At 59.1% G+C, this 26,560-nt stretch carries 24 protein-coding genes and 4 tRNA genes; 20 read left to right on the forward strand and 8 right to left on the reverse strand.

Going from position 1 to position 26,560, the window contains the following annotated elements; translation table 11 throughout:
- Positions 1–26 precede the first annotated feature (26 nt).
- The gene (locus K9857_RS08050) at positions 27–845 is read left to right on the forward strand and encodes a shikimate 5-dehydrogenase (RefSeq protein WP_224534646.1); all 819 of its coding nucleotides are present in this window, start codon (positions 27–29) and stop codon (positions 843–845) included.
- Between the two features lie 165 nt (positions 846–1,010).
- Here K9857_RS08050 and K9857_RS08055 read toward each other — a convergent pair whose 3' ends face one another.
- Positions 1,011–1,658, reverse strand: coding sequence for a YceH family protein (locus tag K9857_RS08055; protein ID WP_224534648.1), 648 nt, complete (start codon positions 1,656–1,658; stop codon positions 1,011–1,013).
- 141 nt (positions 1,659–1,799) lie between these two features.
- Between K9857_RS08055 and K9857_RS08060 the strand changes: the two genes are divergently transcribed.
- Positions 1,800–2,309 carry a DUF1993 family protein gene (locus tag K9857_RS08060; protein ID WP_224534650.1) on the forward strand — a complete coding sequence of 170 codons (510 nt, stop codon included), beginning with the start codon at positions 1,800–1,802 and terminating at the stop codon, positions 2,307–2,309.
- A 158-nt stretch (positions 2,310–2,467) separates the two neighbouring features.
- Here K9857_RS08060 and sstT read toward each other — a convergent pair whose 3' ends face one another.
- Complete coding sequence (gene sstT, locus K9857_RS08065) at positions 2,468–3,688, reverse strand: serine/threonine transporter SstT (RefSeq protein ID WP_224534653.1); 1,221 nt, start codon at positions 3,686–3,688, stop codon at positions 2,468–2,470.
- A gap of 273 nt (positions 3,689–3,961) precedes the next feature.
- On the opposite strand from sstT, the gene K9857_RS08070 reads away from it, so the two are divergent.
- The gene (locus tag K9857_RS08070; protein ID WP_224534655.1) at positions 3,962–5,122 is read left to right on the forward strand and encodes an MFS transporter; all 1,161 of its coding nucleotides are present in this window, start codon (positions 3,962–3,964) and stop codon (positions 5,120–5,122) included.
- Here the strand turns inward: K9857_RS08070 and nhaR are convergent.
- Positions 5,109–6,008 carry a transcriptional activator NhaR gene (nhaR, locus tag K9857_RS08075; RefSeq protein ID WP_224534657.1) on the reverse strand — a complete coding sequence of 300 codons (900 nt, stop codon included), beginning with the start codon at positions 6,006–6,008 and terminating at the stop codon, positions 5,109–5,111. The two genes, K9857_RS08070 and nhaR, sit on opposite strands and share 14 nt — an antisense overlap.
- Positions 6,009–6,153: 145 nt before the next feature.
- Here nhaR and K9857_RS08080 point away from each other — a divergent pair, with 145 nt between their 5' ends.
- Positions 6,154–6,396, forward strand: a complete 243-nt coding sequence (locus K9857_RS08080; RefSeq protein WP_224534659.1) for a hypothetical protein — start codon at positions 6,154–6,156, stop codon at positions 6,394–6,396.
- 29 nt (positions 6,397–6,425) lie between these two features.
- Entirely contained in the window at positions 6,426–7,175 is a 750-nt protein-coding gene (locus K9857_RS08085) for a TerC family protein (protein WP_224534661.1), read from the forward strand.
- A gap of 76 nt (positions 7,176–7,251) precedes the next feature.
- Here K9857_RS08085 and K9857_RS08090 read toward each other — a convergent pair whose 3' ends face one another.
- A complete protein-coding gene (locus tag K9857_RS08090) occupies positions 7,252–7,419 on the reverse strand; it encodes a hypothetical protein (protein ID WP_175379460.1) in 168 nt (55 codons plus the stop codon).
- A gap of 167 nt (positions 7,420–7,586) precedes the next feature.
- Here K9857_RS08090 and K9857_RS08095 point away from each other — a divergent pair, with 167 nt between their 5' ends.
- The 3 genes from K9857_RS08095 to K9857_RS08105 all read left to right on the forward strand — a co-directional run bounded on the left by K9857_RS08095 (position 7,587) and on the right by K9857_RS08105 (position 8,847).
- Complete coding sequence (locus K9857_RS08095; RefSeq protein WP_224534662.1) at positions 7,587–8,315, forward strand: peptidase C39 family protein; 729 nt, start codon at positions 7,587–7,589, stop codon at positions 8,313–8,315.
- A gap of 92 nt (positions 8,316–8,407) precedes the next feature.
- A complete protein-coding gene (locus K9857_RS08100; protein WP_224534664.1) occupies positions 8,408–8,614 on the forward strand; it encodes a DUF6021 family protein in 207 nt (68 codons plus the stop codon).
- 17 nt (positions 8,615–8,631) lie between these two features.
- The gene (locus tag K9857_RS08105; RefSeq protein WP_224534666.1) at positions 8,632–8,847 is read left to right on the forward strand and encodes a hypothetical protein; all 216 of its coding nucleotides are present in this window, start codon (positions 8,632–8,634) and stop codon (positions 8,845–8,847) included.
- A 54-nt stretch (positions 8,848–8,901) separates the two neighbouring features.
- Here the strand turns inward: K9857_RS08105 and pbpG are convergent, their stop codons facing one another.
- Complete coding sequence (gene pbpG, locus K9857_RS08110) at positions 8,902–9,840, reverse strand: D-alanyl-D-alanine endopeptidase (protein ID WP_224534668.1); 939 nt, start codon at positions 9,838–9,840, stop codon at positions 8,902–8,904.
- A gap of 237 nt (positions 9,841–10,077) precedes the next feature.
- The gene (gene folD / locus K9857_RS08115) at positions 10,078–10,932 is read right to left on the reverse strand and encodes a bifunctional methylenetetrahydrofolate dehydrogenase/methenyltetrahydrofolate cyclohydrolase FolD (protein ID WP_224534670.1); all 855 of its coding nucleotides are present in this window, start codon (positions 10,930–10,932) and stop codon (positions 10,078–10,080) included.
- 276 nt (positions 10,933–11,208) lie between these two features.
- On the opposite strand from folD, the gene K9857_RS08120 reads away from it, so the two are divergent.
- The 11 genes from K9857_RS08120 (at position 11,209) to K9857_RS08170 (ending at position 21,743) form a co-directional block, all read left to right on the forward strand.
- A tRNA-Arg gene (locus tag K9857_RS08120) sits at positions 11,209–11,285 on the forward strand.
- 32 nt (positions 11,286–11,317) lie between these two features.
- A tRNA-His gene (locus K9857_RS08125) sits at positions 11,318–11,393 on the forward strand.
- A 57-nt stretch (positions 11,394–11,450) separates the two neighbouring features.
- A tRNA-Leu gene (locus tag K9857_RS08130) sits at positions 11,451–11,535 on the forward strand.
- A 77-nt stretch (positions 11,536–11,612) separates the two neighbouring features.
- Positions 11,613–11,688: transfer RNA gene (locus K9857_RS08135), tRNA-His, on the forward strand.
- A gap of 393 nt (positions 11,689–12,081) precedes the next feature.
- On the forward strand, positions 12,082–13,392 hold the full coding sequence (gene tig / locus K9857_RS08140) for a trigger factor (protein ID WP_224534672.1): 1,311 nt from the start codon (positions 12,082–12,084) through the stop codon (positions 13,390–13,392).
- Between the two features lie 94 nt (positions 13,393–13,486).
- Positions 13,487–14,122, forward strand: coding sequence for an ATP-dependent Clp endopeptidase proteolytic subunit ClpP (gene clpP / locus K9857_RS08145; protein WP_224534674.1), 636 nt, complete (start codon positions 13,487–13,489; stop codon positions 14,120–14,122).
- 112 nt (positions 14,123–14,234) lie between these two features.
- A complete protein-coding gene (gene clpX, locus K9857_RS08150) occupies positions 14,235–15,518 on the forward strand; it encodes an ATP-dependent Clp protease ATP-binding subunit ClpX (protein WP_224534676.1) in 1,284 nt (427 codons plus the stop codon).
- 251 nt (positions 15,519–15,769) lie between these two features.
- Positions 15,770–18,166, forward strand: coding sequence for an endopeptidase La (gene lon / locus K9857_RS08155; RefSeq protein WP_175379451.1), 2,397 nt, complete (start codon positions 15,770–15,772; stop codon positions 18,164–18,166).
- Positions 18,167–18,313: 147 nt separating this feature from the next.
- On the forward strand, positions 18,314–18,586 hold the full coding sequence (locus K9857_RS08160; RefSeq protein ID WP_002552737.1) for an HU family DNA-binding protein: 273 nt from the start codon (positions 18,314–18,316) through the stop codon (positions 18,584–18,586).
- Positions 18,587–18,820: 234 nt separating this feature from the next.
- The gene (locus K9857_RS08165; RefSeq protein ID WP_224534678.1) at positions 18,821–20,692 is read left to right on the forward strand and encodes a SurA N-terminal domain-containing protein; all 1,872 of its coding nucleotides are present in this window, start codon (positions 18,821–18,823) and stop codon (positions 20,690–20,692) included.
- Between the two features lie 202 nt (positions 20,693–20,894).
- Entirely contained in the window at positions 20,895–21,743 is an 849-nt protein-coding gene (locus K9857_RS08170) for a DUF2242 domain-containing protein (RefSeq protein ID WP_224534680.1), read from the forward strand.
- A 346-nt stretch (positions 21,744–22,089) separates the two neighbouring features.
- Here K9857_RS08170 and K9857_RS08175 read toward each other — a convergent pair whose 3' ends face one another.
- Both K9857_RS08175 and K9857_RS08180 read right to left on the reverse strand, forming a co-directional pair.
- Positions 22,090–23,130, reverse strand: coding sequence for an AraC family transcriptional regulator (locus tag K9857_RS08175; protein WP_224534682.1), 1,041 nt, complete (start codon positions 23,128–23,130; stop codon positions 22,090–22,092).
- A 3-nt stretch (positions 23,131–23,133) separates the two neighbouring features.
- The gene (locus K9857_RS08180) at positions 23,134–24,264 is read right to left on the reverse strand and encodes a nitrilase-related carbon-nitrogen hydrolase (RefSeq protein WP_224534685.1); all 1,131 of its coding nucleotides are present in this window, start codon (positions 24,262–24,264) and stop codon (positions 23,134–23,136) included.
- Between the two features lie 210 nt (positions 24,265–24,474).
- Here K9857_RS08180 and K9857_RS08185 point away from each other — a divergent pair, with 210 nt between their 5' ends.
- The gene (locus K9857_RS08185; RefSeq protein WP_224534686.1) at positions 24,475–26,514 is read left to right on the forward strand and encodes an NADPH-dependent 2,4-dienoyl-CoA reductase; all 2,040 of its coding nucleotides are present in this window, start codon (positions 24,475–24,477) and stop codon (positions 26,512–26,514) included.
- The last annotated feature ends 46 nt before the right edge of the window (positions 26,515–26,560 follow it).

Genomic DNA, 26,560 nt, shown 5'->3' on the forward strand with positions numbered 1-26,560 from the left:
CGAAAGTGCATTGCAAGGAGATTCACATGCAGATGAACCCTGACAGAAACACCCAGCTATGCATGTCGCTCTCCGGGCGCCCCGGCAACTTTGGCCTGCGGTTTCACAACCACCTGTATGAACAACTGGGCCTGAACTTCTACTACAAGGCCTTCAGCAGCAAGGACCTGCCGGGCGCGGTGGGAGGCATCCGTGCCCTGGGCATTCGCGGTTGCGGCGTGTCGATGCCGTTCAAGGAAGCCTGCATCGCGCTGGTTGACGAAATGGACGCCTCGGCCGCGGCAATTCAATCGATCAACACCATCGTCAATACCGACGGCCACCTCAAGGCCTACAACACCGACTACATCGCCGTCGCCCAACTGCTGGAAACCCACGCGGTGCCCAAGGACGTGACCTTCGCCCTGCGCGGCAGCGGCGGCATGGGCAAGGCCGTGGCCAGCGCCTTGCGTGACGGCGGTTACAGCAACGGCCTGATCGTGGCGCGAAACGAAGCGGCGGGGCGTGCCCTGGCGGACTCACTGGGCTACGAATGGCAGGCGGAACTGGGTGAGCGTCGGCCGCAGATGCTGGTCAACGTGACGCCTGTGGGGATGGACGGCGGACCTGAGGAAGGTCAACTGGCATTCGAGGTTGACGTCATCAAGGCTGCGGACATCATCTTCGATGTGGTGGCGATTCCCTCGGAAACGCCGATGATCGTGCGCGGCAGGGCCGAAGGCAAGAAGGTGATTACCGGGCTTGAGGTGATCGCGATTCAGGCGCTGGAGCAGTTTGTGCTGTACACCGGTGTGCGGCCGACGGATGAGCAGTTTCAGAAGGCGGTGGCGTTTGCTCGGGGGTAAATGTTCAACATAGGCGTTGACATCACTGGCCTCTTCGCGGGCAAGCCCGCTCCCACAGTGATCTGTGGTGTCCACACATAATGTGATCGACACACGGAACCTGTGGGAGCGGGCTTGCCCGCGAAGAGGCCGGTACATCCAACATCAATGCACCGGCAAATCACTTTATTCCAACCGCGCCAACCGCTCCTCCAGCGCCGCAATCCGCGCCTCCAACTCTTCAATCCGCTCCACCGAAACCCCGCCACCGCCACTGCGCTCCACCGGATTCTGCCGTGCCGCCATGATCGCCTCGGCATCCGCCGGGTCACCCATGGCATGGGTATAACGGTCTTCACGCTGCCCCGCCTGGCGCGGAATCAACACCGCCAAACCGCGGGCAATCAGGCGTTCAAGCTGGTGCACCACCTGTTCGGCATCTTCGAATTCATGCATGCGCCCGCTGCGGGTCAGCAGTTCGTTGACCGTCTGCGGCCCGCGCAAAAACATCAGACCGGTAAGGATCACCTGGGCAGGCACCAGTTCCAGTGCCTTGTCGACCTTGTGCTCCCAACGGTCGGCGCGGCTGCCCATCACCAGTTTGGCAAAGCCGCGGCCTTCGAGGGCGCGCAGGCTCTGGCCGACCTGGCCCGGGGTCAGGTTCATCACCGGTTCCCGGCTGGTTTTCTGGTTGCAGGCAATCACCAGGGCATTGAGGGTCAGTGGATAGGATTCCGGGCTGGTGGCCTGCTTTTCGATCAGAGAACCGAGGATGCGGATTTCGCTGCTGTTGAGGCGCGGTTCGTCGAATGTCGTTTCTTGTTCAGTGCTCATCACGCTGTTCCCTATGCAATCGAAGCATGCCGTCGAAGCCGCCTAGCCTAATCCTTGCGCGAGAAAAGACAAGCCGCAGCACGGGCGGGCATGGCTATAATCTCGGCCGACGTTTCCCACCTGTCACACAAGAGACCCACCATGACCATTTCCCTGTACGACGCTTCCGTTCCTGTTCTCCAGCAAATGCTCAACGCCCTGAGCGATGTGCTGAAAAAGGCCGAAGCCCACGCCACCGCGAAAAACATCGATCCGAACGCCTTCCTGCAAGCCCGCCTGTTCCCGGACATGTTCCCGCTGGTGCGTCAGGTGCAGATCGCCGTTGATTTCAGCAAAGGCATTTCCGCGCGCCTGGCCGAGATCGAACTTCCGAAGTATGACGACAGCGAAACCACCTTCGCCGAACTGCAAGCGCTGATCGCCAAGGTTCTGGCCTTCATCGGCGAGATCAAGCCGGAGCAGATCAATGGCAAGGAAGGCATCGAGATCGTGACCCGTCCGGGCACGCCGAAAGAGAAGCGCTTCACCGGTCAGTCCTACCTGCTGACCTACGGCCTGCCGCAGTTCTTCTTCCACGTCACCACCGCTTACGCGCTGCTGCGTCACAACGGTGTGGAAGTGGGCAAGCGTGATTACATGGGCGCGTTCTAAACCGTCCGGATACAAAAAAACCCGCTTAGGCGGGTTTTTTTGCTTTCTGTAGGAGCGAGCATGCTCGCGATGGTCGTCAACGATGACGCGGGCTTTCTGATTTCCCGCGGTGTTTGATAGTCCATCGCGAGCGTGCTCGCTCCTACAGGGGAGCAGGGTCAGGCCAGGCGTTCTTCGCCCAGGCAAGCTGCCGCCGTGAACAGCACGTCGGTGGAGGAGTTGAGCGCCGTTTCCGCCGAATCCTGCAACACGCCGATGATGAAGCCCACCGCCACTACCTGCATGGCAATCTCGCTCGGGATGCCGAACAGGCTGCACGCCAGCGGGATCAGCAGCAGCGAACCACCGGCCACGCCGGAAGCGCCGCAGGCACAGATCGCCGCGACCACGCTCAGCAGAATGGCAGTCGGGATGTCCACGGCGATGCCCAGGGTGTGCACGGCCGCCAGTGTCAGCACGGTGATGGTGATCGCCGCGCCGGCCATGTTGATGGTTGCGCCCAAGGGGATCGACACTGAGTAGGTGTCCTCATGCAGACCCAGGCGCTTGCTCAGTTCCAGGTTGACCGGAATGTTCGCCGCCGAACTGCGGGTGAAGAACGCGGTGATGCCGCTTTCCCGCAGGCACATCAGCACCAGCGGGAACGGGTTGCGGCGCAGTTTCCAGAACACGATCAGCGGGTTCATCACCAGCGCCACGAATACCATGCAGCCCAGCAGCACGGCCAGCAGGTGCGCGTAGCTGATCAGGGCGCCGAAACCGGAAGTGGCCAGGGTCGAGGCGACGAGGCCGAAAATCCCCAGCGGCGCGAAGCTGATCACCAACCGCACGATCACGGTCACGCCGTTGGACAGATCACCCAGCACCTCACGGGTGGTGTCACCGGCGTGGCGAATGGCGATGCCCATGCCGATCGCCCAGGCCAGAATGCCGATGAAGTTGGCGTTCATCAGGGCGCTGACCGGGTTGTCAACCACACTCAGCAGCAGGCTTTGCAGCACTTCGCCGATGCCGCCCGGCGCGGTGACGGCCAGGTTGTCGGTGGACAGCACCAGGCTCGACGGAAACATCATGCTCGCCACCACTGCGACCACGGCAGCGCCAAAGGTGCCCAGCAGATACAGGAAGAGGATCGGCCGGATATGGGTTTCCTGGCCGTGCTTGTGGTTGGCGATGGACGCCATGACCAGCACGAACACCAGGATCGGCGCGACGGCCTTCAGTGCCGAGACGAAGACTTTGCCGATGAAACCGGTGGCCTTGGCGACTTCAGGGGCGAACAGCGCCAGGGCAATCCCGGCGATCAGGCCGATGATGATCTGTGTGACCAGGCTGGTGCGTTTGAGGCGTTGCAATAGAGGAGTGGATGAAGCTGTCATAAAACGGCATCTCGGATTTATCGGGGCGGGTAACGTGACATCGAGGCTTTAAATGGCCGACGTTCAGGGGTACGTTTCGCGGGGCGCGGACTTTATCACAGCGTAGGGCCATTCCTTCAGAAGTGTGACGATCTGCCACCCGGTTTCCGGAGCCGATTTGCAGGTTCGTGCAAGCCTGATCGGACACACTCTGTTAAGCTTCGCCATCCCCATTTTCAATCTGCCAGTGGGCCTTCGGGCTAGCGCTGGTGTTGTCGTTTTCTGGAGTTGTGCATGCTGTTTCCCATCCTTCTGCTGTCGGCCGCCGGTTTTACCGTGCTGACAACGGAGTTCGTCATCGTCGGCCTGTTGCCGGCCATCGCCCGTGATCTCGACGTCAGCATCCCGCAAGCGGGGTTGCTAGTGACCCTGTTCGCCTTCACCGTCGCCGCGTTCGGGCCGTTCCTCACCGCGTTCTTCGCCCGCTTCGAGCGGCGCAAGCTGTTCATTACGATCCTGATCATGTTCGGCCTGGCCAATACCGTGGCGGCATTGGCGCCGAACATCTGGGTGATGGCCTTTGCCCGACTGGTTCCGGCCTTGGGCTTGCCGGTGTTCTGGGCATTGGCCAGCGAGACGGCGGTGGACATCGTCGGCCCTGACTTCGCCGGCCGCGCCATCGCCAAGATCGGCTTCGGCATCGTCTGCGCCACTGTATTCGGCATTCCGGTGGGCACGCTGATTTCCGATGCGTTCGGCTGGCGCAGCGCCTTCGCCATTCTGGCGGTCATCGCTTTCGCCAAGGCGCTGCTGCTGTTTGTCTACTTGCCGAAGACCAACCTGCATCAACATCAGGTCAGTTTCCGCTCGCAATTCAAGATCCTGCGCAGCCCCCTGATGGTCGGCCATGTGCTGCTGTCGATCGTGGTGTTCAGCGGCATGTTCACTGCCTACACCTATCTTGCGGACATCCTTGAGCGCCTCGCCGGCTTCGACGGCACGGTGGTCGGCTGGTGCCTGATGGGCTTCGGCGCGGTCGGGCTGATCGGCAACTCTTTGGGCGGTCGCGCCGTGGATCGGCACCCGCTGGTGGCTTCGATGATGTTCTGCGCCTTCATGATTGCCGGTCTGGTGGCGCTGGTGCCGAACATTCATTCGGCCTTCGGTCTGGCGGCGGCGATGGGCATCTGGGGCATTACCCAGGCCGCGTTGTTCCTGGTCAGCCATGTGCGTTTGATGAAGGCCGCTCCGGAAGCGCCGGCATTTGCTGCCTCGCTGAACATCGCTGGAGCCAACCTCGGCATCGGCCTGGGCGCGATGATCGGCGGTCGGGTGATCGACAGCGTCGGCCTGCAGGGCCTGGGTTTCGCTGCCGCCGCCTTGATCCTCGCATCGATCCTGCTGGCCATCGCGCTGATGACCTTCAAGCCGCGGGACGCCGTTACAGCGCTGTAAACAGCTCGCGTCGGGCACCTTCGGTAATGGCGACAATGCCGGGGTGCTTGACCTTGCGATCCACCGAAATGGCGTAGAACGACTCGCTCACCGCGTCGGTCTGGCCAATCACCTCCACGCCCATCTGGCGTTTGACCTCGTCGGCAATCACGCTGGGGCCGATGAAAATTCCGCTGCCGGATTGGCCGAAGGCCTGCATCAAGGCACTGTCATCGAACTCGCCGACAATCTGCGGCTGGATCTGCTGCTCGGCGAACCAGCGCTGCAAGCGGCTGCGCACCACGGTTTCCGCCCCGGGAATCAGCAGCGGCGCGCCGTGCAGATTGCGGGGGAAGTCCTGGCCGTAACGTGTCGCCAATTCCTTTGTGGCAAAAAAGCTGATCCCGCATTCGCCGAGTTTCTGGCTGTAGCCCTTGATGTCCAGGTGGGTCGGCATGGGGCTGTCGGAAATCACCAGGTCCAGGCGCTGGATGGCCAGGTCCGCGAGCAATCGTTCGAGCTTGTCTTCGCGGCAGGTGATGCGTAGCGGTTCGGTCAATTCCATGGTCGGCGCGATCAGGCGATAGACGATGGATTTGGGCACCACATCGGCCACGCCGACTCGAAACAGGATCTGCTGCTCGTTGGGCTGAGCCCGAAGCATCAGTTCCAGCTCGCCGCCCAGCTGAAACATTTGTTCGGCGTAGGGCAGGGTCTGGCGACCGGCTTCGGTGAGCTCCAGCTGCCGGCCGACCCGGCGGAACAGCTCGATGCCGTAGGTTTGTTCGAACAATGAAATCTGCCCGCTGATGGTCTGGGGCGTCAGGTTCAACTGCTCACAGGCGCGCACGATACTGCCGGTCTTGGCGACGACCCAGAAGTAGTGCAGTTGTCGGTAGTTCAGCATGTGGTGAATGCCCTATTTCGGATTCGTAAAAACCGAAGTATAGCCGCCAAAAATACGAATTTTCCTGAAGTGTTCATCTCCCTAGAATGCATCGCTATCAACGGGCCATCGCTGTGGCCCGTTTCGTTCTATCGAGGAAAGCATCATGAAGCTTAAAACCACGGCGCTGCTGATAACGTCTTTACTGGTTCTGGCCGGCTGTGATCAGGCCGAAAAAAGCGCTCAGCAACTGATGGGCAAGGCTGCCGAAAGTGCCAAGCAGGCCATCGACGACACCCACAAGGCCGCCGAACAGGCATTGAGCGAGGCCACTGGCGGCTTGATCAGCAAAAAAGAATCATCGGAAAAAGAATCGGAAAAAACCGAATCGTCTTCCCAGGAAATCTAAACCGTCTCACAGCGAGTCAGGACTGACCCATGGAATACCTTTTACAGTTAGCTGCAAGCCCCACCGCCTGGGTCGCCCTGGCCACCCTGGTGGTTATGGAAATCGTGCTCGGCATCGATAACCTGATTTTCATCTCGATCCTGACCAACAAACTGCCTGAGCAGCACCGGCAGAAGGCACGGCGCATCGGTATCGGCATGGCGCTGATCCTGCGTCTGGGCTTGCTTAGCACCATCGCGTTCATCGTCCAGTTGACGGCGCCGGTGATCGAGATTTTCGGTCAGGCATTCTCCTGGAAGGACATGATCCTGATCGCCGGCGGTCTGTTCCTGCTTTGGAAAGCTACCACCGAGATCCATCACAGCATGGACCCTTCGCCGGAAGATCCGACGTCGAAGACCTCGACCGTGACCCTGGGCTTTGCCGCGGCGATCGGCCAGATCCTGATGCTGGACATGGTGTTCTCCATCGACAGCATCATTACCGCTGTCGGCATGACCGAGCACTTGCCGATCATGATCATCGCGGTGGTGGTGTCGGTACTGGTGATGTTGCTGGCGGCTGATCCGCTGGCCAAGTTCATCAACGACAATCCAACCGTGGTGATGTTGGCGCTGGGCTTCTTGATCATGATCGGCATGACGCTGATCGCCGAAGGCTTCGGCGCCCACGTACCGAAAGGCTACGTCTACGCGGCGATGGCATTCTCGGCGGCGATCGAGGTGCTGAACATGATGTCCCGCCGGGCCAAGCAGAAGCGTCTGACCGCTGAAGCGTAAGCTGGGCTGAAATGAAACGGCCGCCTGCTCTCGAAAGACAGCAGGCGGCCGTTTTTTATTAAGATTGAAAGTGCAGTCAGTGGGCGGTGGCGTGACGCCTCGTGGTTTTTTCGGGCTGTACCCGTTTGGCCGGTTGAACGGGGTGATGGTGGCGACGCGCAATGCGCAGAACACCCCACAACATGGCGGCGGCAACGGCCAGCCAGCCGGAAATCAACATCACGATCGTCATTGTCAGGCTCATCGATGCCTCCTCTTTGCCCTGCGGCGGGCACACACACCTTTCAAGTGACAGTCTAGTCGCTGGGTTGTTTCAGGCTATTGACCGAAGGTCGACTGTCACCAACCAGTTTGCTCTATGCAAAGCCCTCGACTACCGGTTAAGGCTATACCGACGCCGCCGGGCGTCCTATGATCCACAGCCAAGCCGGGAAGCGGATTGCCTGGCATCTGAAGAAGAGAGTGATCATGGTGCGGGTAATTTCTCGATTTCTTTCAGCGGCGGTCATCGTCGGCTGCGTCGCCGGTCTGGCTGGTTGCGCCGGCAGCGTTTCGCCACAGATCAAGCGTTTGCCGGAGCGGGTCGAGCTCAGCGGCAGGTTCTATCGCGGTGTGGCCAATCAGAGCGGGCCGCAGGTGCTGGCGAGCATGCTGTCCCAGCAGGGCATCGTGATCACGCCGGGGTTGCTCGAGAAATCGTTGCATCTGCCGGGCGGCGAGGCTCAGTTGCAGCAGAACATTCAGAACGTTGCCCGGGAATACGGAATGGTGGTTTATCCGCTGGACAACAATTTGCCGGCACTGTTGACCCAGGTGGCGGCGGGTTTCCCGGTTATGGTGCGCTTCACTGAAGGTACGGCGTTCTGGTCCGAACCGCGTTATGCGATTCTGTCCGGGTACAACCGTCAGAAGCAGACCGTGCTGTTGCGCGCCGGTATGGAGCAGCGGCAGATGATGAGCTTCGGCTCGTTCGAGTCGGCGTTCAAGGATGCCGGCGGTTGGGCGGTACTGATTCAGTCGCCGACGCAGATTCCGGCCGAGGTCGACAAGCAGCGCTGGCTCAAGGCGGCCAACGACCTGGCGCAGGCTGGCCGGGAGCAGGCGGCGGCCCAGGCCAGGCAGGCGTTGTCCACGCACTGAGGCCGTTCGTCATTTGCCGGGCACCGTACTGCATGCAGGCCATCTGAAGGACAAGGCCCGGAATCTCCGGGCTTCGTTCACAGGAGGTGTTCATGGCATATTCCAATACCCCTTCCGGTCCACACTCATCCGAGCATTCGTCCGGCGATGAGTTGGGGTTCGATCCCGATTCCCCGGACCTCGACGACCCTCAGGTCGATCCCGTCGGACCTGCCAAGGCACCCAAAGACGTGAAGCCGGGTGACAATCCCAAGGCGCCGTCAAAACCCTATGACCCGCTGGGTGATCTGAAACCTTAGCTGCGATGGAGGTGCGTATGTCTACTGACTCGAGCTTTAACGACAAACGTCCGGAAAATGTTCCGACGACGCCTGAGGAAAGCGTCGATCCGGTGATGGATCCGGACAGTCCGCTGCGTGATCCGCTGGCCCGGCCTGCCGTGGCGCCGACGGAACATCCCAAGGGCTGGAACGATCCGAGCAAGGGGGATGGCATTCCGGATGACGATAAGATGCCGTTGCCGAATGATTGATCGAAGCAATAAAAAACCCCGACAAGTCGGGGTTTTTTATTGGCGATTACGTGGTTACTTCGAGGCCTCAACCACACCGCTCTGGCGCTGTTTGAGGTTCTTGTCCGACTTGTATTGCAGGGCAACCGAAGGCACATCGGCGCTTCTGCCGGTCTCGACCCAATTGCGCAGGCGACTGGCATCGGCAAAGTGGGTGTACTTGCCATAGGCATCGAGGATGACCATCGCCACCTTGCGATTACCCATGTACGTCACCAGCACCAGGCAGTGGCCGGCTTCGTTGGTGAAGCCGGTTTTCGTCAGCTCGATGTTCCAGTCCGGCTTGCGCACCAGGTGGTCGGTGTTACGAAAACCCAGGCTGTAGTTGGGCTTGCGGAACGACACGGTCTTTTCCTTGGTGGTGCTCAGCTCGGTCAGCAGCGGGTACTTGTGCGCGGCGACCAGCAGCTTGCTCAGGTCGCGAGCGGTCGAGACGTTGCGCGGCGACAGACCGGTCGGCTCGACGAAGTGCGTGTTGGTCATCCCCAGAGCCTTGGCCCTGGCATTCATCGCGGCGATGAACGCGGCGTAACCGCCCGGGTAGTGGTGCGCGAGACTGGCGGCTGCGCGGTTCTCGGACGACATCAAGGCAATCAGCAGCATTTCCCGGCGCGGCATTTCGCTTTTGAGCTTGACCCGGGAAAACACGCCTCTCATTTCTGGCGTGTTGCTGATGTCGATGTTGATGTACTCATCCATGTTCTGTTTGGCTTCAACCACAACCAGGCCGGTCATGAGTTTGCTGACCGAAGCGATGGGGACAACCACGTCTGGATTGCTGGCGTAGATGACTTTGTTGGTCTGCATATCCAGCAACAACGAACTGCCGGAAGCGAGCTTGAGTTTCGAGGTGTCTCGAGGTGCGGCGGTGGTTTCGCCGGCGTTGGCAAGTGGCGTGATCAAAGTCCCTGTAAGTGCAAAAACTAGGCTCAGGATGGAAAGACGGATTTTCACGCTGGCAGACTCATAAAGTGTTGATACGCCGTTATGTAACGGGCTATTTCGTAAAAGCGCGACATTCTGGAGTATGGCTGAATAACTGTCGATGGTTGTTCGAGGGTGGCGTGAAAGTCGTTGGAAACATGAAAAAAAAGTCACTTTCCGGCGGATGGTCATGACTGTTCCGCAGGCAAAAAAGAACCCCGCCGTGGCGGGGTTCCTTGTGTCGCTGATTTGCCTGTGCAGTGTGAATCAGCTGTGCAGGGCTTCGGCGGCGTACAGGGTGTTTTCCAGCAGGCAGGCGCGGGTCATCGGGCCTACGCCACCCGGCACCGGAGTGATCCAGCCGGCGCGGGGCAGGGCGGTTTCGTAGACAACGTCGCCGACCAGCTTGCCGTCATCCTGGCGGTTGATGCCGACGTCGATCACGATCGCGCCTTCCTTGATCCACTCGCCCTTGACCAGGCCAGGCTTGCCGGCGGCCACGACCACCAGGTCGGCACGACCGACGTGACCGGCCAGGTCCTTGGTGAAGCGGTGGGTCACGGTCACGGTGCAGCCAGCCAGCAGCAGTTCCATCGCCATCGGGCGGCCGACGATGTTGGAAGCGCCGACGACGACTGCGTCCATTCCGTACAGATCGGCACCGGTGCTTTCCAGCAGGGTCATGATGCCTTTGGGAGTGCATGGGCGCAGCAGCGGAATACGCTGGGCCAGGCGACCGACGTTATAAGGGTGGAAACCGTCGACGTCTTTGTCCGGACGAATGCGCTCGAGCAGTTTCGAGGCGTCCAGGTGTTCGGGGAGGGGAAGCTGCAACAGGACGCCGTCGATTGCCGGGTCGTCATTGAGGCGATCGATCAGATCGGTCAAGGCTTCTTGAGTGGTTTCGGAAGGCAGGTCGTAGGCCTGGGACAGGAAGCCGACCTCTTCACAGTCTTTACGCTTGTGCGAGACATAAACCTGAGAGGCAGGATCGCTGCCGACCAGGATCACCGCGAGGCCTGGCGTGCGCAAGCCTTGCTGGCGACGCTCGTTGACGCGTTGGGCGATCTGCTGGCGCAGGCTGGCGGCGATCGATTTGCCGTCGATAAGTTGTGCAGTCATTGCGCGTGATTAACCATCGAGAGGGGAAAAAAAGAGAGCGCATTCTCGCATGTCATGCGGTGAGGGCAAAGGCGCTTGGTCTGCAAATTCCCCTAACTCCTTTAATTAAATGAATTTTTTTTAAAAAGGATTTGACGACCTACAGGTGGCTCTATACTATTCGTCGCACTTGTCGGGCACAGCCTAGCACTGGTTAAGAAGGTCAAGCGGAATCAAGGTTCTGCAACGACTGGAAAGCATTTAGTTTGTAGTCCTTCAAGGGTACAGATTAATAAGGCGCCCGTAGCTCAGCTGGATAGAGCATCCGCCTTCTAAGCGGATGGTCGCAGGTTCGAGTCCTGCCGGGTGCGCCATTAGGCAGCATTGGCACAAGTAACGCGATATGGTGGGCGTAGCTCAGTTGGTAGAGCACGGGATTGTGACTCCCGTTGTCGTGGGTTCGATCCCCATCGTCCACCCCATATTTCGAAAGGCGCCAGATTTAACGGTCTGGCGCCTTTGTTTTAAAGCTTCAAGCCGCGGATGTGGTGGAATTGGTAGACACACTGGATTTAGGTTCCAGCGCCGCGAGGCGTAAGAGTTCGAGTCTCTTCATCCGCACCAAATAAAGCTTCATATGTGCCACTTGGCATGGTGGGGTTTAACGAAGAAGTTGTTTGGCTTCTTTGACACGCAATATGGTGGGCGTAGCTCAGTTGGTAGAGCACGGGATTGTGACTCCCGTTGTCGTGGGTTCGATCCCCATCGTCCACCCCATATTCCGAAAGGCGCCAGATTTAACAGTCTGGCGCCTTTTTTGTTTCAGTGGTTCGGCGACTGCTGGTCCGGGGTCGCAAGGGCAGGGCGTTTCGTCGTATTTATGTTTCTCGATGATGCCGCGCTGCCTGCCGACTTGCTCGCAAGTTCGGCTGTCAGGGAGATGATTGGCAACCTCTTCTATATATAGAAGGGTTGGCGCAGAGCCCTGGCATGTTTGGCTGTATTTGCCACCGGGGCGAGGTGCATCCGTGCATTCGCACCTATAAATTGCCTGCTGTGTTTTTACCCGTTTTCAGTAGGGTGACTTCTTGAGTTTGACCCACTAGAATGCATGCCCTTGATTCTGGGGTCGGAAACGGCCGGCTAACGTCTGTGCAACGAGGAATATCCATGCAAGTTTCTGTTGAAAATACTTCTGCTCTTGAGCGCCGCATGAGCATCACCGTGCCGGCTGAGCGCATCGAGACTCAGGTCAACAAGCGTCTGCAGCAGACTGCCCAAAAGGCCAAGATTGCTGGCTTCCGTCCAGGCAAAGTGCCAATGAGCGAAATCAAGCGTCGTTTCGGCGCTGAAGCTCGCCAGGAAGCTGTAGGCGACGTGATCCAGTCCTCCTTCTACGAAGCAGTGGTTGAGCAAAAGCTGAACCCGGCTGGTTCGCCATCGATCGAGCCAAAATCCCTGGAAGCAGGCAAGGACCTGGAATACGTAGCCGTATTCGAAGTGTTCCCTGAGTTCACCGTTGCCGGTTTCGACGGTATTAACGTAGAGCGCCTGAGCGCTGATGTCGAAGACGCCGATCTGGACAAGATGCTGGACATCCTGCGCAAGCAGAACACCCGTTTCGAAGTGGCCGAGCGTGCTGCCCAGAACGAAGACCAGCTGAACATCGATTTCGTTGGCAAGGTCGACGGCGAAGTATTCGCTGGCGGTTCCGCCAAGGGCACCCAGCTGGTTCTGGGTTCCGGCCGCATGATCCCTGGCTTCGAAGAAGGCCTGGTGGGCGCCAAGGCTGGTGAAGAGCGCGTTCTGAACCTGACCTTCCCAGAGGACTACCAGAACCTGGATCTGGCTGGTAAAACCGCTGAATTCACCGTTACCGTGAACAGCGTTTCCGCGCCAACCCTGCCAGAACTGAACGAAGAGTTCTTCGCTCAATTCGGCATCAAGGAAAGCGGTCTGGACGGCTTCCGCACCGAAGTTCGCAAGAACATGGAGCGCGAACTGCGTCAGGCGATCAAATCCAAGGTCAAGAATCAGGTAATGGACGGTCTGCTGGCCACCAACCCGATCGAAGTGCCAAAGGCTCTGCTGTCCAACGAAGTTGACCGTCTGCGCGTGCAGGCTGTTCAGCAGTTCGGCGGCAACATCAAGCCTGACCAACTGCCGGCCGAGCTGTTCGAAGAACAAGCCAAGCGCCGCGTTGTACTGGGTCTGATCGTGGCTGAAGTGGTCAAGCAATTCGACCTCAAGCCTGACGAAACCCGCGTTCGCGAAATGATTCAGGAAATGGCTTCCGCCTATCAAGAGCCTGAGCAAGTAGTGTCTTGGTACTACAAGAACGACCAGCAACTGAACGAAGTTCGTTCGGTTGTGCTGGAAGAGCAAGTTGTGGATACTGTTCTGCAGAAAGCTAGCGTGACCGACAAATCGGTCTCTTACGAAGAAGCGGTCAAGCCGGTAGAAGCTCCACAAGCCGACTGATTGTTCCTGCGTCAAGAAGTACACACCATAAGCCAGCATTCGTGCTGGCTTATGCGTTTTCAAGACCTAACTATTTTGGGAGTGACTGCAGAGCATGTTCCGTAATTCTTATATTCAGCAGAACTCTGATATCCAGGCCGCAGGCGGCCTGGTCCCGATGGTTGTCGAGCAATCTGCTCGTGGCGAGCGCGCCTATGACATCTACTCGCGTCTTCTCAAGGAGCGAGTGATCTTTCTGGTAGGTCCTGTAGAGGACTACATGGCCAACCTGATCTGTGCGCAATTGCTGTTCCTTGAAGCGGAAAACCCGGACAAGGACATCCATCTCTATATCAACTCCCCGGGCGGATCGGTGACTGCCGGCATGTCGATCTACGACACCATGCAGTTCATCAAGCCAAACGTGTCGACCACCTGTATCGGTCAGGCGTGCAGCATGGGTGCTTTCCTGCTGACTGCCGGTGCTCCTGGCAAGCGTTTCTGCCTGCCGAACTCCCGAGTGATGATTCACCAGCCGTTGGGCGGGTTCCAGGGTCAGGCTTCTGACATCGAAATCCACGCCAAGGAAATCCTGTTCATTCGTGAACGCCTCAACAAGCTGATGGCCCAGCACAGCGGTCGCACACTTGAAGAAATCGAGCGCGATACCAACCGCGACAACTTCATGAGTGCAGAGGCTGCGCGTGAATACGGCCTGATCGACGAAGTGATCACCCAGCGCCCAGCTTAAAATAAGCAGCTCAAAATGAGGGTGGTCGGCTTTTCCGATCATTTGCGGGCTTGAAAAAGCCCGCAATAGCCTTCATCTTGTGTTGCAAGCCTATCGGATTTGGATCGAACGAATGACTGACACCCGCAACGGCGAGGACAACGGCAAGCTGCTCTATTGCTCCTTCTGTGGCAAAAGCCAGCATGAAGTACGTAAATTGATTGCCGGCCCCTCGGTCTTTATCTGCGACGAGTGCGTCGACCTGTGCAATGACATCATCCGTGAGGAGGTGCAGGAAGCACAGGCCGAGAGCAGCGCGCATAAATTGCCTTCGCCTAAAGAAATCAGCGGCATCCTTGATCAATACGTGATTGGTCAGGAACGTGCCAAAAAGGTTCTGGCCGTAGCGGTGTACAACCACTACAAGCGTCTGAACCAGCGTGACAAAAAGGCTGACGACGTCGAACTCGGCAAGAGCAACATCTTGCTGATCGGCCCGACAGGCTCGGGTAAAACCCTGCTTGCCGAAACGCTGGCCCGCTTGCTGAACGTTCCGTTCACCATCGCCGACGCAACCACCCTCACCGAGGCCGGTTACGTGGGTGAGGACGTCGAGAACATTATTCAGAAGCTGCTGCAGAAATGTGACTACGATGTGGAAAAAGCCCAGATGGGCATCGTCTACATCGACGAGATCGACAAGATCTCGCGCAAGTCCGACAACCCGTCGATCACCCGGGACGTTTCCGGTGAAGGCGTGCAGCAGGCCCTGCTCAAGTTGATCGAAGGCACGGTCGCTTCCGTTCCGCCTCAGGGCGGTCGCAAGCATCCGCAGCAGGAATTCCTTCAGGTCGACACCCGTAACATCCTGTTCATCTGCGGTGGTGCGTTCTCGGGTCTCGAGAAGGTCATCCAGAACCGTTCCACCAAAGGTGGTATCGGCTTCAACGCAGAAGTGCGCAGCAAGGAAGAAGGCAAGAAAGTCGGTGAGTCCCTGCGTGAAGTCGAGCCTGACGATCTGGTCAAGTTCGGTCTGATCCCGGAATTCGTCGGTCGTCTGCCGGTTCTTGCCACGCTGGACGAGCTCGATGAAGCTGCGCTGATGCAGATTCTCACCGAGCCGAAAAATGCTCTGACCAAGCAGTACGCCAAGCTGTTCGAGATGGAAGGTGTGGACCTGGAATTCCGTGCAGACGCACTGAAAGCCGTCGCCAAGCGCGCGCTGGAACGCAAGACCGGTGCTCGCGGCCTGCGCTCGATTCTCGAAGGTGTGTTGCTCGACACTATGTATGAAATCCCATCGCAATCCGATGTGAGTAAAGTAGTGATCGACGAAAGCGTTATAGAAGGCAAGTCTCAGCCATTGTTCATTTACGAGAACAATGAGAAACCTGCCAAGGCCGCGCCAGACGCTTAAGCGTCACGCAGCCGGTACAAAGAAGGGGCCTTCGGGCCCCTTTTGCTTTTTTATGGGCACGAGCTTTGCGTGTGAAGGGCAGGGGCGGGCGGTCAGCCAGTTTTCTGACGTGGCCACGGGTTCAGGTCTTGATCCGACAATCTTCCAAGTCGTTTTTTTATCCGCTTGTTTTTTTCCAACCTAGCCCCCATCTTGGTTTCACGCTTAATTCCATCTGTTTCCGGCCGAAGGGCCGCCGTAGAGGCGAAATCATGAAGACAACCATCGAATTGCCTCTCCTGCCATTGCGTGATGTCGTGGTTTATCCGCACATGGTTATCCCGCTGTTCGTGGGGCGCGAGAAATCCATCGAAGCCCTCGAGGCCGCGATGACGGGCGACAAGCAGATTCTTCTGCTGGCCCAGAGAAACCCTGCCGACGATGATCCGGGTGAAGACGCACTTTATCGCGTGGGTACGATTGCCACCGTCCTGCAGCTGCTGAAGCTGCCTGATGGCACGGTCAAGGTTCTGGTCGAAGGCGAGCAGCGGGGCACCGTTGAGCGCTTCAGCGAAGTGGACGGCCATTGCCGTGCCGAAGTCTCGTTGATCGACGAAGTCGACGCGCCAGAGCGCGAGTCGGAAGTGTTCGTGCGCAGTCTGCTGTCGCAGTTCGAGCAATATGTGCAGCTGGGCAAGAAAGTCCCGGCTGAGGTTCTGTCGTCGCTCAACAGCATCGACGAGCCTGGGCGCCTGGTAGACACCATGGCCGCACACATGGCGCTGAAGATCGAACAGAAGCAGGAAATCCTCGAAATCATCGATTTGTCGGCCCGTGTCGAGCACGTGCTGGCGTTGCTGGATGCCGAAATCGATCTGCTGCAGGTCGAAAAACGCATTCGCGGTCGCGTCAAAAAGCAAATGGAGCGCAGTCAGCGCGAGTACTACCTGAATGAGCAGATGAAGGCCATTCAGAAAGAGCTCGGCGACAGCGACGAGGGTCACAACGAAGTCGAAGAGCTGAAAAAGCGTATCGACGCCGCCGGCCTGCCAAAAGATGCGCTGGCCAAGGCAACGGCGGAGCTGAACAAGCTCAAGCAAATGTCGCCGATGTCCGCCGAAGCCACCGTGGTTCGTTCCTACATCGACTGGCTGGTTCAGGTGCCGTGGAAGGCCCAGAGCAAGGTCCGCCTCGATCTGGCGCGCGCAGAAGACATTCTCGATGCCGATCACTACGGTCTGGAAGAAGTCAAAGAGCGGATCCTCGAATACCTCGCCGTGCAAAAGCGCGTGAAGAAAATTCGTGGTCCGGTGCTGTGCCTGGTAGGTCCTCCTGGGGTCGGTAAAACGTCCCTGGCGGAGTCGATCGCCCACGCCACCAACCGCAAGTTCGTGCGCATGGCCCTGGGTGGCGTGCGTGATGAGGCGGAAATCCGTGGTCATCGCCGTACCTACATCGGTTCGATGCCGGGAAGATTGATTCAAAAGATGACAAAAGTGGGCGTCCGCAACCCGCTGTTCCTGCTCGATGAAATCGACAAGATGGGCAGCGACATGCGCGGCGATCCTGCGTCTGCGTTGCTGGAAGTGCTCGATCCTGAGCAGAACCACAACTTCAACGATCACTATCTGGAAGTCGACTACGACCTGTCCGATGTGATGTTCCTCTGCACCTCGAACTCCATGAACATTCCGCCGGCGCTGCTGGACCGGATGGAAGTCATTCGTCTGCCTGGCTACACCGAAGACGAGAAGATCAACATCGCCGTCAAATACCTTTCGCCCAAGCAGATCCAGGCCAACGGCCTGAAAAAAGGCGAGCTGGAATTCGACGAGGAAGCGATCCGCGACATCATTCGCTACTACACCCGCGAGGCCGGTGTGCGTGGCCTGGAGCGCCAGATTGCCAAGGTCTGCCGCAAGGCGGTCAAGGAACATGCGCTGGAAAAACGCTTCTCGGTGAAGGTCACCGCGAACGATCTGGAACACTTCCTGGGCGTGCGCAAATTCCGCTACGGCCTGGCCGAGCAACAGGATCAGATCGGTCAGGTGACCGGTCTTGCGTGGACTCAGGTGGGTGGCGAACTGCTGACCATCGAAGCCGCTGTCGTTCCGGGCAAGGGCCAGTTGATCAAGACCGGTTCCCTGGGTGATGTGATGGTCGAATCCATCACCGCAGCCCAGACCGTGGTGCGCAGCCGCGCGAAGAGCCTGGGCATTCCCCTGGACTTCCACGAGAAGCGCGACACCCACATCCACATGCCGGAAGGGGCAACGCCGAAAGACGGCCCAAGCGCCGGTGTAGGCATGTGCACGGCGCTGGTGTCGGCATTGACCAGCATCCCTGTGCGTGCGGACGTGGCCATGACCGGTGAGATCACTTTGCGTGGTCAGGTATTGGCGATTGGCGGTCTGAAGGAAAAACTGCTCGCTGCTCACCGCGGTGGAATCAAGACCGTGATCATTCCCGAAGAGAATGTTCGCGATTTGAAGGAGATTCCTGACAATATCAAGCAGGATCTCCAGATTAAACCGGTTAAATGGATTGACGAAGTCCTGCAAATTGCGCTGCAATACGCGCCGGAGCCCTTGCCGGATGTGGCTCCGGAGATTGTCGCGAAGGATGAAAAACGCGAGTCCGATTCCAAGGAAAGAATTAGCACGCATTAATACGTATTTGGCTGGGGGGCTTGTTGACAGTTTTTTAGAGCCCTTGTTATAAAGCGGCTCTTAAGTGTCTGTAGGCCATTCAGCACTGTTTTTGCTTTCACCAAAAAAACTTAGAATCATACTCAAATAGATATAAGGGGACTTAGAGTGAACAAGTCGGAACTGATTGATGCTATCGCTGCATCCGCTGATATCCCGAAAGCTGCTGCTGGCCGTGCGCTGGACGCTGTAATCGAATCCGTCACTGGCGCTCTCAAGGCTGGCGACTCCGTTGTTCTGGTTGGTTTCGGTACTTTCTCCGTAACTGATCGTCCAGCTCGCATCGGTCGTAACCCACAGACCGGTAAGACTCTGGAAATCGCAGCAGCCAAAAAACCAGGTTTCAAAGCCGGTAAAGCACTGAAAGAAGCTGTCAACTAAGTTCGATTCAGTTTTTTGCCTGTCCGGGTCAGGGTCATGCCTGACCTGGCAGCGGAGCGGTAGTCCAGTCGGCAATTCGCCGGTCCGAGACGCCGGGGCTCACAGATTCGAGTCATCGGTCCGCTTCGCCAGTTACGAGAAGGCGCATCCTCGGATGCGCCTTTCTTCTATCCGGATTCTACCCACGCTCCACGGTTGCCTAATTTTTGAAGTTCAACCGTTTTTGGGGGACGCATGCTGCAGAACATCAGGGACAATTCACAAGGCTGGATTGCCAAGACAATTATCGGGGTCATCGTTGTACTGATGGCCCTGACCGGTTTCGACGCCATTTTTCAGGCTACGACGCACAAGAACGAGGCGGCGCAGGTCAATGGCGATGCAATCAGCCAGAACGATCTGAGCCAGGCGGTCGACATGCAACGCCGTCAGCTCATGCAGCAACTGGGCAAGGATTTCGACGCTTCCTTGCTCGACGAGAAGATGCTGCGCGAATCGGCGCTCAAGGGCCTGATCGATCGCAAACTGCTGCTGCAAGGCGCAGAAGGCTCCAAATTCGCTTTCTCCGAAGCGGCCCTGGACCAGGTCATCCTGCAAACGCCTGAATTTCAGGTGGATGGCAAGTTCAGTCCCGAGCGTTTCGACCAGGTGATTCGTCAGCTGGGCTACAGCCGTATGCAATTCCGCCAGATGCTGGCCCAGGAAATGCTGATCGGCCAACTGCGCGCCGGTCTGGCTGGTAGCGGTTTCGTCACCGATGCACAGGTTCTGGCCTTCGCCCGTCTGGAAAAACAGACCCGCGATTTCGCTTCCCTGACCATCAAGGCTGACCCGGCAGCGGTCAAGCTGACCGACGACGAAGTCAAAGCCTACTACGACGAACACGCCAAGGAATTCATGACCCCGGATCAGGTGGTCATCGATTACCTGGAGTTGAAGAAGGCTTCCTTCTTCGATCAGGTCAGCGTCAAGGACGAAGACCTGCAAGCGGCGTATCAGAAGGAAATTGCGAACCTGTCCGAGCAACGCCGGGCTGCGCACATTCTGATCGAAGTCAACGACAAGACCACCGAGGCGCAAGCCAAGGCGAAGATCGAAGACATCCAGGCCCGTCTAGCCAAGGGCGAGACATTCGAGGCTCTGGCCAAGGAATTCTCCCAGGATCCGGGTTCGGCGAACAACGGCGGCGACCTCGGTTACGCAGGTCCTGGTGTCTATGACCCGGCGTTCGAAAAAGCCCTGTACTCGCTGGCCAAGGACCAGGTTTCCGAGCCGGTTCGCACCGACTTCGGTTTCCACCTGATCAAGCTGCTGGGCGTCGAGGCACCTGAAGTGCCGACCTTCGCCAGCCTGCAAGGCAAGCTGACCCGCGAACTGAAAACCCAGCAGGTTGAACAGCGTTTCGTCGAAGCGACCAAGCAATTGGAAGACGCCTCCTTCGAAGCCTCCGATCTGGCTCAGCCGGCGCAAGACCTGAAGCTGACCGTTCACACCTCCAAGCCGTTCGGTCGTGACGGCGGTGAAGGCATTACCGCCAACCGTGCCGTGATCACCGCGGCGTTCAGCCCGGAAGTGCTGGATGAGGGTGCCAACAGCACCGCCATCGAGCTGGATCCGGAAACCGTTGTGGTACTGCGCGCCAAGGAGCACCTCAAGCCTGCGCAACTGCCGCTGGAAGAGGTTGCCGGTCCGATTCGCGCCCAACTGGCCAAGGAGCACGCCAGTGCTGCCGCTAAGGCCAAGGCTGACGAGCTGATCGCCAGCCTGCGCGATGGCAAGACCGCGCTGAACGCTGCGATCGATGGCCAGAACTGGAAGGTCACCGAAGCTGCGAACCGCGCTCAGGAAGGGATCGACCCAACCGTGCTGCAGGCGCTGTTCCGCATGCCGAAGCCGACTGCCAAGGACAAGCCGATCTTCACCAGCGTGACCTTGCCTGATGGCAGCCTGATGATCGTTCGTCTGAACGGTGTCAACGACGCCGCCACGCCGACTGAAGAAGAGAAGGCTCAATACCGTCGCTTCCTCGCTTCGCGTGTTGGCCAGCAGGACTTCGCCGCTTACCGCAAACAGCTGGAAAGCGAAGCGGACATCAAGCGCTACTGATGTCTGTTTGAAATCTCGCGTTACACAAGAACCCCGGCCATACAGCCGGGGTTTTTTGTTCCCGAGCGCCCGACGGACGTGGGGGATTAATGCCAAATAACGGAGTCAACACTCCTGTAACTGTTTTAAGACACAATCGGTGCGACGCTAAGCATCGATCTGTTGCACAATACGCCCCGAACCGTTTTCAGCAGGATGTTCAATGTTTAAATCATTTCCCATGCGTGTTGCCGGGTTGGCGCTGGTGCTGGCCGCTGCCGCCGGTTGCTCGTCCAAGAAAACCGCGATCTACGAGCATGAGAACTTCGACGATTCCGGGACCTTCTCCCGCAATTATCCTGTTACCGATGCACAGAGCTGTGAGGCTGCTCGCCGGGCGTTGCTGAGCCAGGGCTACATCATCACCAGCAGCGATCCAAAGCTGGTCAGCGGGCACAAGAGCTTCCAGCAGACCGGCGAAACCCACATGGAAATCAGTTTCAGTGTGGTCTGTGCCGAAGACGGCAGCGCCGGGCATCACGCCACGGTGTTTGCCAACGCCCTTCAGGACCAGTACGCACTGAAGAAAACCAACAACTCCGCAAGCCTGGGCGTAGGCGTGCTGGGTTCGGTCTCGATGCCGATCGGTTCGTCGGATGATTCGATGGTCAAGGTCGCGAGCGAAACGGTCTCGTCGTCCAAGTTCTACGAGCGTTTCTTTGCGCTGGTGGAAGTGTTCCTGCCCAAGGAAGTCAAAGAAGCGGCGCATATTCCCGATAAGCCGAAAGCCGATCTGGGCATGCCGGAGCCGCAAGCAGCGCCTGCTCCTGCGTCCCTGGCCCCGGAAACCAAAGCAGAACCTGCCGCCGCAGCACAAGCGCCGGCTGCGCCTGCCGAAGCCATGCCGACCGCGTCTGAGCCGGTAGCGCCACCGCCTGAAGCCGCCCCGATTACCGCGACCCCGCCAACCGAGCCGGCGCCCGCGACGGAAGTCATCACGCCGCCAGCCAATCCCACGGATATTCCGCCTCCATCCGAGCCAATCCAGGCCATGCCCATCACGGGACAGTGATGGCAGAACGGGACCGATCGAACCCACGACGGTCCCGCACAGCCGGGAAAGTTTGACCCGCATCAAACACTTCGCAATCCCGCATTTTGTTACGAAAATAACCTTCGATAAATTTCTGACTGCCTGCTACGTTTTAAACAGTAGCGACGAAGTGTCGTGCCCGCGTCATTTTTGTTTCATGTGGGCACTTTATGCTCAAAGCGTCGGTCAACTATTCGGACTATTTAAACGAGCGGTGGGGGATTCAAAATGGACGACTATCAAGAAGAACTGCTCGAATATCAGGCATTCGAACTGGACCCGTTGGAACCAGCTGAAGACGCTACCGAGCTGTAGGGTCACAGCTTCAAACTGCTCTTCTGCGACTACGGCGAAACTCGCCCGGCGTCTGATCCATCCAGCGCTTGAACGCGCGTTGAAAGGCTTCGGCTGAGGCAAACCCCAGCAGGTAGGCTATTTCACCGAACGCCAATTCCGTATCGCGAATGTAGGTCATGGCCAGGTCGCGACGGGTGTCATTGAGGATCGCGCGAAACTGCGTGCCTTCTTCGGCCAGCTTGCGACGAAGTGTCCAGACGGGCAGCTTCAGGCGAGCCGCCACTTCTTCCAGGTCGGGTTCCCGGCCACCATTGAGCAACGGCCCCAGCATCTGAGTGATTCGCTCACGCAGGCTGCGGGTGCGCGTCAGTTGCTCCAGTTCCCGTTCACAGAGTTGCAGCAAGTGGCGCCAGGTACTCGGACAATGCTCGCTGTTGCGCTGCGCGAGGCTGGCCAGGCTCAGACGCAGTTGATTGTGTTCGGCGCCGAACTGGATCGGGCAATCGCCCAGCACTTCATAGGCGGCATGGTAATCGGGGCGTTCGAATTCGATGTCGATGCGCTCGGCGCGGAGCGGAGCAGGGCTCAGGCTGGACAGATGATGCAGCCAGCCGGCGATGATCGAATCCACCACAAAACGGTTGTAGCTGTTGTACGGGCTGATGGAGTAGAAGCGCAGCCAGGCGCCCTGGGCGTCTTCGTGAAAGCTCGATTGCCCGCGATAGTTGGAGCCATACAGCGCCTCGAAGCGGATCAGGCAGCGCGCCGCCTCGCGTACCGTCGGTGCCTGGGCGGCAGTGACGCCAGCGAGACCAAGCTGGCTCAGGCGACCGAGTTGGCCCATGCGCAAGCCGAGCGCCGGGTCGTCTGTCAGCTGGATGGCGCTGTGGCCCAGGCGCATGTAGCGCGGGATCGACAGTCGAGCCCCGGCTTCAGCCAGGCGGGCGGCATCCAGGCCGTATTGTTCCAGCAGCGGTTGCGGGTCGAGATCATGGCTGCGCACGGCGTCAGCCAGGCTGTGCACGAAGCCCACCGAAAGATCGCCGAGACGCACCTGCAACGGTTTCATGGCCTACAGCCAGAGGTTCAGCAGGCGCGCGCCACGCACGTTGCCGTCGGCGAAGTGCTGGCCGTTGCTGGTGAGGAAGCTTTGTCCGGCGCTGGACTGGTCCCAGAACTGCCCGCGCAGAAACACGCTCATGCCGGCGACGGCCTTGCTGGACGGGGCCTGGCTTGTCAGTGTCAGGCGATGCCAGGCCTGGCCTTCGCTGAGTTCCCCGGCCTTGAGGCTGACGGAGGCGGGCGCCTGTGAACCCTTGTAAACGCGCCACGGTTGATCCCAGATTCCACGCCCGGTGACGAACGCTGGCACCGCGACGATGCGAGCTTGCTGCTCATCGAGCTTGCGGTAGTTGTCCGGGTACCAGCTGTCGTTGCCGATCAGCACTCCCAGGCGACCGGCCGGGGTGTCGACGACGTTGAGGGTGTGCTCGCCATTGGCCTTGATCGCGTCCTGCTGTTCGAAAACCGGGTGCATCTGCCGCTGGGGTTGGCCGATCGGCACGCCGTCGCGACTGAACACGACACTGCTGTTGTACAGCGCGCCACGGCCGATTTTCAGGGTGCCGTCGATGACACTGGGCTCGGGCAACACGATGGAGCCTGCCACCAGCGTCACGCGAAATTCTTTCGCCAGACCGCCGAACAAGGCTTGGTATTCCTTGGCCATGCCCTTGGCTTTCATGCGCAGGTGCGCGTCATCCAGGCGGCTGCCGCCCTCGGCGCTGATCAGTGCGCGCACGAACTTCAACGGATTGCTCACCGCCAGCCAGTTCATGGCTTCCTCGAGGGTGGTGGCCTGGTACAGCTCATCCTTTTCGCCACTGACCATCAGCCAGGTGCCGACGTGCTCGGGCAGCACCACGATGGTTTTCTCGTTGAGCAGACCCTGTTCCCGGGCCTTTTGCAGATAGGCCGCCAGCTTGCGATGCAGGCGTTCGGGGCTTTGATAGTCGGTGGGGAACAGTTCGGGCTGGATGCCCAGCAGATTGCCACGGTCGGCAGGGGTACCCTGGTCGATCGCCAGGTCGATTCGCAGGTCGGAAAGATAATGCCCCGCGGGACGGTCTGCGGCCCACATGGCGTAGGTCGTGAGGGCGGCGATCAACGCCATGGAGAACGTCAGGTACAGAAATTTGCGCATGGGAAAGCAGTCAGCGGCCTTGTGCAGGGTTCGATGCCTAGGGTATGGCTCATGCCGGTAGTTGCCAAGGCCTGCTGCGCATTTTAATCAATAACTTGTGAGTTACGGTCATTGAGACGGCCTTCGAGTACTCATAGTCTGTAACACATGACAGAGGGGCGCCGTAGAGCGCCCCCACTTTTCCGTGATCGATCGTTGTGGAGCCTACCGATGACCGCCGCTCATTACCCGCACCTGCTGGCCCCGCTGGACCTGGGTTTCACCACATTGCGCAACCGCACCCTGATGGGCTCGATGCACACCGGCCTTGAAGAAAAACCCGGTGGTTTCGAACGTATGGCCGCTTATTTCGCCGAGCGTGCCCGTGGCGGTGTCGGCCTGATGGTTACCGGCGGTATCGGCCCGAACGATGAGGGCGGCGTGTACTCCGGCGCCGCCAAGCTGACCACCGAGGAAGAAGCGCTCAAGCACCAGATCGTGACCCGCGCGGTGCATGAGGCGGGCGGCAAGATCTGCATGCAGATCCTCCACGCCGGCCGTTATGCCTACAGCCCCAAGCAGGTCGCGCCGAGCGCCATTCAGGCGCCGATCAACCCGTTCAAGCCCAAGGAGCTGGACGAGGAAGGCATCGAGAAGCAGATCCGCGACTTCGTCACCTGCTCGACCCTGGCACAACAGGCCGAGTACGACGGTGTGGAAATCATGGGCTCGGAGGGTTATTTCATTAACCAGTTCCTCGCCGCCCACACCAACCACCGTACCGACCGCTGGGGCGGCAGCTACGAAAACCGCATGCGCCTGCCGGTGGAAATCGTGCGCCGGGTTCGCGAAGCGGTAGGCCCGAACTTCATCATCATCTTCCGCCTGTCGATGCTCGATCTGGTGGAAGGCGGCAGCACCTGGGAAGAAATCGTGCAACTGGCCAAGGCCATCGAGCAGGCCGGGGCGACCATCATCAACACCGGTATCGGCTGGCACGAAGCGCGAATTCCGACCATCGCCACCAAGGTGCCACGCGCCGCGTTCAGCAAGGTCACGGCCAAGCTGCGTGGCGAGGTGAAAATCCCGCTGATCACCACCAACCGCATCAACACCCCGGAAGTGGCCGAGCAGATCCTGGCCGAAGGCGATGCCGACATGGTGTCCATGGCGCGGCCGTTCCTCGCCGACTCGGACTTTGTGAACAAGGCGGCCGAAGGTCGTGCCGACGAAATCAACACCTGCATCGGTTGCAACCAGGCGTGCCTGGACCACACCTTCGGCGGCAAGCTGACCAGCTGCCTGGTGAACCCGCGGGCCTGTCATGAAACCGAGCTCAATTACCTGCCGGTGCAGCAACTGAAGAAAATCGCCGTGGTCGGTGCCGGCCCTGCGGGTCTGGCTGCTGCGACGGTGGCTGCAGAGCGAGGTCATCAGGTGACGCTGTTCGATTCGGCGAGCCAGATCGGTGGCCAGTTCAACGTCGCCAAACGCGTGCCGGGCAAGGAAGAGTTCTACGAAACCCTGCGTTATTTCGGCCGCAAGTTGCAGACCACCAACGTCGAGCTGTGCCTGAATACTCGTGTGGATGTGCAGAAGCTGGTTGAGGGAGGCTATGACGAAATCATCCTCGCGACCGGTATTGCGCCGCGTGTGCCGGCGATTCCCGGTGTCGAGCATGCCAAGGTGCTGAGCTACCTGGACGTGCTGCTCGAGCGCAAGCCGGTGGGCAAGCGCGTGGCGGTGATCGGCGCGGGCGGCATCGGTTTCGACGTCTCCGAATTCCTCGTTCACCAGGGCCAGGCCACCAGCCTGAACCGTGATGAGTTCTGGAAGGAGTGGGGCATCGATACGCATCTGGAAGCGCGCGGCGGTGTCGCCGGGATCAAGGCGGCGCCCCATGCTCCGGCCCGTGAAGTGTTCCTGCTGCAACGCAAGAAATCCAAGGTCGGCGATGGCCTGGGCAAGACCACCGGCTGGATTCACCGCACGGGCCTGAAGAACAAGCAGGTGCAGATGCTCAACAGCGTCGAGTACGTGAAGATCGATGACGACGGCCTGCACATCCGCATCGGCGAAGCGGGCGAGCCGCAGGTGCTGCCGGTGGACAACATCGTGATCTGCGCCGGGCAGGATCCGCTGCGCGAGTTGCAAGAAGGCCTGACGGCGGCAGGGCAGAACGTACACCTGATCGGCGGCGCGGACGTGGCGGCGGAGCTGGATGCCAAGCGGGCGATCAACCAGGGATCGCGGTTGGCGGCTGAGTTGTAATCCGCAGGTCCAGCGTGCCGATGGCCTTCGCGGGCAAGCCTCGCTC

The sequence above is a fragment of the Pseudomonas sp. REP124 genome (genome assembly GCF_020164475.1).
GTDB lineage: Bacteria > Pseudomonadota > Gammaproteobacteria > Pseudomonadales > Pseudomonadaceae > Aquipseudomonas.

Excerpts from the sequence above, each read along its gene's own strand:
- K9857_RS08090 (WP_175379460.1), bottom strand. The coding sequence starts at position 7,419 with ATGAGCCTGACAATGACGATCGTGATGTTGATTTCCGGCTGGCTGGCC.
- K9857_RS08175 (WP_224534682.1), bottom strand. The coding sequence starts at position 23,130 with ATGAAACCGTTGCAGGTGCGTCTCGGCGATCTTTCGGTGGGCTTCGTG.
- nhaR (WP_224534657.1), bottom strand. The coding sequence starts at position 6,008 with ATGCTGAACTACCGACAACTGCACTACTTCTGGGTCGTCGCCAAGACC.
- K9857_RS08095 (WP_224534662.1), top strand. The coding sequence starts at position 7,587 with ATGATCCACAGCCAAGCCGGGAAGCGGATTGCCTGGCATCTGAAGAAG.
- K9857_RS08165 (WP_224534678.1), top strand. The coding sequence starts at position 18,821 with ATGCTGCAGAACATCAGGGACAATTCACAAGGCTGGATTGCCAAGACA.
- K9857_RS08080 (WP_224534659.1), top strand. The coding sequence starts at position 6,154 with ATGAAGCTTAAAACCACGGCGCTGCTGATAACGTCTTTACTGGTTCTG.
- K9857_RS08055 (WP_224534648.1), bottom strand. The coding sequence starts at position 1,658 with ATGAGCACTGAACAAGAAACGACATTCGACGAACCGCGCCTCAACAGC.
- folD (WP_224534670.1), bottom strand. The coding sequence starts at position 10,932 with ATGACTGCACAACTTATCGACGGCAAATCGATCGCCGCCAGCCTGCGC.
- clpP (WP_224534674.1), top strand. The coding sequence starts at position 13,487 with ATGTTCCGTAATTCTTATATTCAGCAGAACTCTGATATCCAGGCCGCA.
- K9857_RS08100 (WP_224534664.1), top strand. The coding sequence starts at position 8,408 with ATGGCATATTCCAATACCCCTTCCGGTCCACACTCATCCGAGCATTCG.
- K9857_RS08185 (WP_224534686.1), top strand. The coding sequence starts at position 24,475 with ATGACCGCCGCTCATTACCCGCACCTGCTGGCCCCGCTGGACCTGGGT.
- K9857_RS08170 (WP_224534680.1), top strand. The coding sequence starts at position 20,895 with ATGTTTAAATCATTTCCCATGCGTGTTGCCGGGTTGGCGCTGGTGCTG.
- K9857_RS08070 (WP_224534655.1), top strand. The coding sequence starts at position 3,962 with ATGCTGTTTCCCATCCTTCTGCTGTCGGCCGCCGGTTTTACCGTGCTG.
- tig (WP_224534672.1), top strand. The coding sequence starts at position 12,082 with ATGCAAGTTTCTGTTGAAAATACTTCTGCTCTTGAGCGCCGCATGAGC.
- clpX (WP_224534676.1), top strand. The coding sequence starts at position 14,235 with ATGACTGACACCCGCAACGGCGAGGACAACGGCAAGCTGCTCTATTGC.
- lon (WP_175379451.1), top strand. The coding sequence starts at position 15,770 with ATGAAGACAACCATCGAATTGCCTCTCCTGCCATTGCGTGATGTCGTG.
- K9857_RS08060 (WP_224534650.1), top strand. The coding sequence starts at position 1,800 with ATGACCATTTCCCTGTACGACGCTTCCGTTCCTGTTCTCCAGCAAATG.
- sstT (WP_224534653.1), bottom strand. The coding sequence starts at position 3,688 with ATGACAGCTTCATCCACTCCTCTATTGCAACGCCTCAAACGCACCAGC.
- K9857_RS08180 (WP_224534685.1), bottom strand. The coding sequence starts at position 24,264 with ATGCGCAAATTTCTGTACCTGACGTTCTCCATGGCGTTGATCGCCGCC.
- K9857_RS08105 (WP_224534666.1), top strand. The coding sequence starts at position 8,632 with ATGTCTACTGACTCGAGCTTTAACGACAAACGTCCGGAAAATGTTCCG.
- K9857_RS08050 (WP_224534646.1), top strand. The coding sequence starts at position 27 with ATGCAGATGAACCCTGACAGAAACACCCAGCTATGCATGTCGCTCTCC.
- K9857_RS08085 (WP_224534661.1), top strand. The coding sequence starts at position 6,426 with ATGGAATACCTTTTACAGTTAGCTGCAAGCCCCACCGCCTGGGTCGCC.